The sequence below is a fragment of the Lacinutrix sp. genome, assembly GCF_023299985.1.
In the GTDB taxonomy this organism is placed as follows: Bacteria; Bacteroidota; Bacteroidia; order Flavobacteriales; family Flavobacteriaceae; genus Lacinutrix.
This window is the reverse complement of the sequence record NZ_JALZVX010000132.1, coordinates 1-6,197: the sequence shown is the minus strand read 5'-3', so window position 1 is coordinate 6,197 and position 6,197 is coordinate 1. Positions and strand designations below refer to the sequence as shown.

2 protein-coding genes and 1 pseudogene are annotated in these 6,197 nt (G+C 32.2%); all 3 read left to right on the top strand.

Features of this window, described 5'->3' with window-relative positions; genetic code table 11:
• Positions 1-271, top strand: a pseudogene (locus tag Q0C58_RS07145) (hypothetical protein); the annotation flags it as partial.
• A 10-nt stretch (positions 272-281) separates the two neighbouring features.
• The gene (locus Q0C58_RS07140; RefSeq protein ID WP_290699296.1) at positions 282-1,034 is read left to right on the top strand and encodes a LytTR family DNA-binding domain-containing protein; all 753 of its coding nucleotides are present in this window, start codon (positions 282-284) and stop codon (positions 1,032-1,034) included.
• Positions 1,035-1,172: 138 nt separating this feature from the next.
• Positions 1,173-6,062, top strand: a complete 4,890-nt coding sequence (locus tag Q0C58_RS07135; protein ID WP_290699293.1) for a choice-of-anchor Q domain-containing protein — start codon at positions 1,173-1,175, stop codon at positions 6,060-6,062.
• Positions 6,063-6,197 lie beyond the last annotated feature (135 nt).

Here is a 6,197-nt window from a genome sequence, read left to right as displayed (position 1 = left end):
ATTGCAATTGAATTTCACAAAAAATCAAGAAAACAATCAGTTAATCTGCGAGATTATAGATAATGGAATTGGAAGAAAAGCATCTGCAATAATAAAAAATCAACGTTTAGATAACCACAAATCTTTTGCAACATCTGCTAACCAAAAACGAATAGATTTATTGAATAGCAGTCAAAATAAAAAAGTGCAACTAGAAATTGAAGATGTTCTAGATAAAAACGAGAAAGTAGCAGGAACAAAAGTGACTATTAAAATGAACATAACGCATTAACTATTAAATTATGAAAGCGATAATTATAGACGACGAAAAACGCGCAAGACGCATTCTGCATACTTTAATAGAAGAAGAATGTCCAGAAATAAATACAGTTTTTGAAGCAGAAAATTTAGTAGATGGCGTAGCAATTATAAAAGCAGAACAGCCAGATATTGTTTTTTTAGATATCGAAATGCCTAACCATTCTGGATTGCAAATCATGGAGTTTTTTAAAAACGATGCTGTAAATTTTCAAATTATATTTACAACCGCTTATGGACATTATGCTATAGACGCTTTCAAACTATCTGCAGTAGATTATTTATTGAAACCAATAGATGTTGAAGAGATTAAAAGTGCCGTTTTAAAAGCTTCGGTTAACAATGAAGAAAATTTTGTAAAAGAAAAACTATTAAATTTAGAACGTAATTTTCAGCAACTGGCTTTAAATAAAATAGCACTAGAAGTGCCAAAAGGCATTAGGTTTGTATCGCATGAAGATATCTTGTTGTTTGAAGCAGATGGCGTGTACACTAAAGTGTATTTACAAAACGGAAAGACAGAGCTTATTTGTAAAACCTTAAAACATTTCACAGACCAGCTATCTAATAAACCATTGTTTTACAAGCCGCATCGCTCTTATTTAATAAACTTAAAATACATGAACGAGATTATTAAAAAAGATGGACTACAAGTAATAATGAGTAACAATAAAAGTATCCCTATTGCACGAGATAGAAAAGACGAGTTTATGGAGATTATAAATCGTGTGTTTTAAAACCTAAAAGAGCAACCATTTGGTTGCTCTTTTTTATTTACAGCTCATTAGTAAAAACTTACCGTTCACTAAAAAGTTAAGTATAATATTACGTGAGTGTTTCATATTTGTGGTCTAATTAAAATTAACCTTAAAATTATGAAAACAAGATTACTAATATTGGTGTTGTTTATTTTTTCTTCACATCAATTATTAACTGCTCAAGTCTATGTAGATAAAGACGCCACAGGAAACAATGATGGAACATCTTGGACAGATGCTTACACAGAATTATATACAGCAACTACAGCGACTACTGCAGGAGAAATTTGGGTTGCAGATGGAACTTATACGCCAGACAATAGTGCCAGAACTAATGTTATAGGAATAAGAAGTGGAGTGCCAGTTTACGGTGGTTTTTCTGGAGTTGAAACCATTCTATCTCAAAGAGATCCAGAGTTAAATGTAACCATAATATCTGGAGATTTAAATAATGATGATCCTACAACAGTTGTTTATGGAGATCCTTTAAGAGATGATAATAGTTATAGATTGTTGGCAATGTCTGGTCCTGTTATAACTATAGATGGCTTTACATTAACAAGTGCTAATGCCAATGGTACAACAGCTGGTACACAAGCAGGTGCATTAATTGCTTTAAACGGAACAGCAAACATTACATTTACTTTAGTTAATTGTACTGTTAAAGACAATACAAGCGCTGGATTTGGTTTAATTAATGATATTGATCGAGGTCATTCTGGGAGTATTAATGTGTTTCAAACTAAATTTGTTAACAACGTAGGTCGTGGCGCTATTGCTTTATATGTTAGAGCTTCGTTTGCCGATAATATTATCACAAATCTCGAAAATTGTTTGTTCGCTAACAACAGTGCGGTAAATACTGATGGTACAAATGGAGATGGTTCCTTGGTGTGGATAAGACAGGACAATAATAGTGCTACACAAAATTTTAAAGTCAATAACTGTACGTTTAGCGAAAACACTTTTGCTACTACAAGTCCAGTTTTAAGGACAGATAGAAATCCTTTTGCAACCTTAAATGTTAATGTAAATAATTCTATTTTTTGGCAAAACTTAAATTCAGGTTCTGAAATAAGAGCTGTTGGTAACTCTTCCGGATTTACTGCACCCAATATTTTGGCTGTAAGGAACAGTTTATCTCCTTTAGGCTTTACGAATATTAGCAATAAGCAAAATGTTTTAAACGTTGATCCAATTTTTACTAATCCGTCATTTCAAGATTTTTCCATTCCGTCTTCTTCACCTGCAAGAGATGCTGGAGATAACCAATATATAATTAATACAGCTGCTTTAGATTTAGCAGGTAATGTTAGGGTAAATAATGGAACTGTCGACATGGGAGCGTATGAAAGTACAGTAGATCCTTGCGATCCGTTTAGTTTTGCATACAGTAATGCAAATACATTTTCTGTACAATTAGATTGGCAAGCAAATACTGTTGCAACCATTTGGGATGTTAGCTATTACGAGACTGCACAAGGTTCTTCTGGAGCAACTGCTATTAGTGGACTGACTTCACCAAGCGTTAGTATTTCAGGATTAAGTCCGAATACAGAGTATAGTGTTTTTGTACGCGGTATTTGTGGCGGAACACCAGGTGATTATCTATTTGCAGGTTCTGTAACTACACCAAAAGAAGCTATTTATGTTGCTTTTGATGCTACAGGAGCAAATGATGGGTCATCTTGGGCAAATGCTTACACAAATCTTAATAATGCATTACTTAATAATTTATCTGAAACGTTCTGGGTAAAAGCAGGAACATATTCGCCAGGTAACTCTAGGACAGATAGTTTTGTTTTAACAGCCAATCAAAAAGTATATGGTGGTTTTAATGGGACTGAAACGTTACTTGCTGAACGTGACATTGTTAATAATATAACAACACTTTCAGGAGATTTAAATAACGATGATGCTACTGTATTTTCATTTACAGATCCAATGCGAAACGATAATTCTTATCGTGTGGTAATAATTAATGGAGCAGATGTTAAACTTGACGGTTTAGTTATTGCTAATGGTAATGCAAATGGTCCTACGTCAACAGAACGAGGTGGTGCTGCAATTGACGTAGTTGCAGGAGGTATTCTAGATGTAGATAATTGTATAATAGAAAGAAATTCTACTCTAGGTGGATCTATCCGGGCACTAGACCCAAGTGGTATAGTAGAATTAAATATAATACGTTGTCAAATTAGAGATAATGAAGGTGACGCTGCTACAATTTTTTACGGACGTGCTGACGGTGGACAATTGACTGTACGTTTTGAATCTTCACTATTTTATAATAATAAATCCAATAATACTGGTGTTTCCGGAGGTTTATTTTGGCATAGACAAGATAAAAATAGAAATCAAACTGTTGATTATATAAATTGTACCATTACTAATAATACCACAAGCGGGAATGATATAATTACTACGTTATTAAACTCTAGTATTGGTGGATCATTTGATGCCAACATAAGTAATGTTATTTTTTGGGATAATTTATATGCAAATGCATCAACAGCAGATAACATTCAACAAGCTGGTACTGTTGTTATTCGTAATAGTTTGGCAAATAATGGGTTCTCAAGTAATAGCAATAAGCAAAATATATTGTCTGTAGATCCTTTATTCACTGACTCAAGCAGTAACGATTTTACAATACCTAATATTTCTCCTGCAGTTAACTTTGGAGATAATCAATTTGTAACAGCTCTAAATTCTTTGGACTTATTAGGGAACCCAAGAGTTGTAGATAATGTAGATTTAGGTGCTTTTGAAGTTACTGAAGCCGATCTAATACTAAATATTCCAGATACTGCTTTTAAAGCAGCACTTGTTAATAATGCAGCAATAAATACAAATGCAGATACAGAAATTCAAATTAATGAAGCTTTAGATTATTCTGGTACTATTGTAGTGCCTTCTTTAGGAATAGCATCATTAATAGGTATTGAAGCTTTTAAAAACATTACTTTATTAGAAGCATCTAATAATCAAATTGCAACTGTAGATTTAAGTAATAATAATCTTATCGCAGATGTAGACCTTAGCAATAACCAATTAGCTACAATTATGTTACCAAGCAACGGTGTTGTTACGCAGTTAAATCTTAATACTAATGCTTTAGCTTCTATAGACTTAATGACCAATCTTTCTATTACAGATTTAGATTTAGGTAATAACCAATTAAGCGCAATTGACTTACTTGCTAATGTAGCGATAACCGTTTTAGATTTAAGCTCAAATAATTTGACTGAATTAAATGTTATACCATTATTGAGTTTAACAAATTTGGATGCAAATACAAATAATTTGATAAGTTTTAGTATTTCAAATAATGGACAGATAACAGATTTTGATGTTTCTAATAATAATTTAGAAGAGTTATTTATTAAAAATGGAAATAATACCGCTATTGCTAATTTTGATGCAACACAAAATTCTAATTTGAATTGTATAGAGGTTGATGATTTAGCGTATGCAAATACAAATTTTACCAATATTGACTCTCAAACAAGTTTCTCCATTAATTGCATTACTCAAGTATTTGTTAATGCTCAAGCAACTGGAGCAAATGATGGCAGTAGTTGGTCAAATGCTTACATAGATTTAGCAACTGCACTCTTAGATAACCCAACAGGAGAATTTTGGATAGTGGCTGGCCGTTATGTTGCGGCTAGTGGTGCTCGCTCGATAACATTTACAGTTACTGAAAATCAAAAGATTTATGGAGGATTTGATGGTACGGAAACATTAAGAGAAGACCGTGATCCTGCAACTAATATAGTTATAATTGATGGCGACCGCGATAATGACGATGGTACTGTATTGTTAGATCATAACGCATCTAATAGTTTAGGATCAGATAATGTTTATCATGTAATTACTGTTACTGGTAGTAATGTAATAATAGATGGTTTAACAATTAAAGGAGGTAATGCAAATGGAGGAACAGGTGAGGATCGTCGTGGCTCAGCAATAGATATTAAAGAAAACGCAAGATCACTTAATGTAAATGATGTGAGATTTAATTACAATCGTGTTTTTGATGGAGGTATTATTTTTGGAACCCAAAGTACAAACACAAGTTTACCATCTGATTATGTATTTACAAACTGTGTTTTTGATAGAAATTTAGGACGTTTTGCTACTATATATTACTATGCAAATCCACTTTCTACTTCAGGCGTTAATTCTACATTTATTAATTGTTTAATATTTGATAATCGTACAACGTTTGTGAGTGTTTATCCAAACACAACGGAAGGTGCACCTTCAATAAAATCTTTATTTTGGTTGCGTTCTGATTTAGCTGGTGGTATAAACAATGGTAAATTTATAAACCTAACAATCAGTCAGTCGGTTTTTAATAGTGGCAATACAACACCAGCAGGATTAATTTCTGGAACCCGTGTAAACGGTACAACAAATATTGAAGTTTATAATAGTATTTTATGGAATAATGGTGGAAATAATATAGCAGTAGATACTCACGGAACTTTTGCTCCTGCAAATACAGTCATTATTCGTAACTCGTTGTCGCAAGATAATTTTGGAAATCAAACAGATAAAATGAATGTTTTAAATTCAGATCCTAATTTTACGAATCCCTTAACTAATGATTTTACGCAACTAAGTAACTCACCTACTATAGATGCAGGAGATAACCAGTTTTTACCATCAACTATTACAACAGATTTAAATGGTAACCAACGTATTTTTAATACGACTGTAGACATGGGAGCTTATGAGTATGTCTCAACATTATCAACTTTGGACTTTGAAGTGGCTTTAAATGATACGAAAATCTATCCAAACCCAACAAGTGAAACTTTAAATATTTTATCTAAAATAGAAATTAAAACCGTTGAAGTTTATAATCTTTTAGGTTCAAGAATTATTAAAACACAATCTAACGCTATCAATGTTTCAGCTTTAGAAAATGGCGTTTATTTAATTAAAATAACAGGTTCAACAAATCAACAGATCACAAAACGTTTTATTAAAAATTAAACATTTAGGTTATAATTGTTTTAGAAAAGGAAAGTCTTAAATGGCTTTCCTTTTTTGTTTACTGTTTACTAAGAGAAATCTACGGTTCACTAAATAAATTTAAATTTAATATTGGTTTCGTTACATATTTGTATT

What these genes read in the sequence shown, in the direction of transcription:
- Q0C58_RS07140 (WP_290699296.1), top strand. Translation starts at nt 282, where the DNA reads ATGAAAGCGATAATTATAGACGACGAAAAACGCGCAAGACGCATTCTG.
- Q0C58_RS07135 (WP_290699293.1), top strand. Translation starts at nt 1,173, where the DNA reads ATGAAAACAAGATTACTAATATTGGTGTTGTTTATTTTTTCTTCACAT.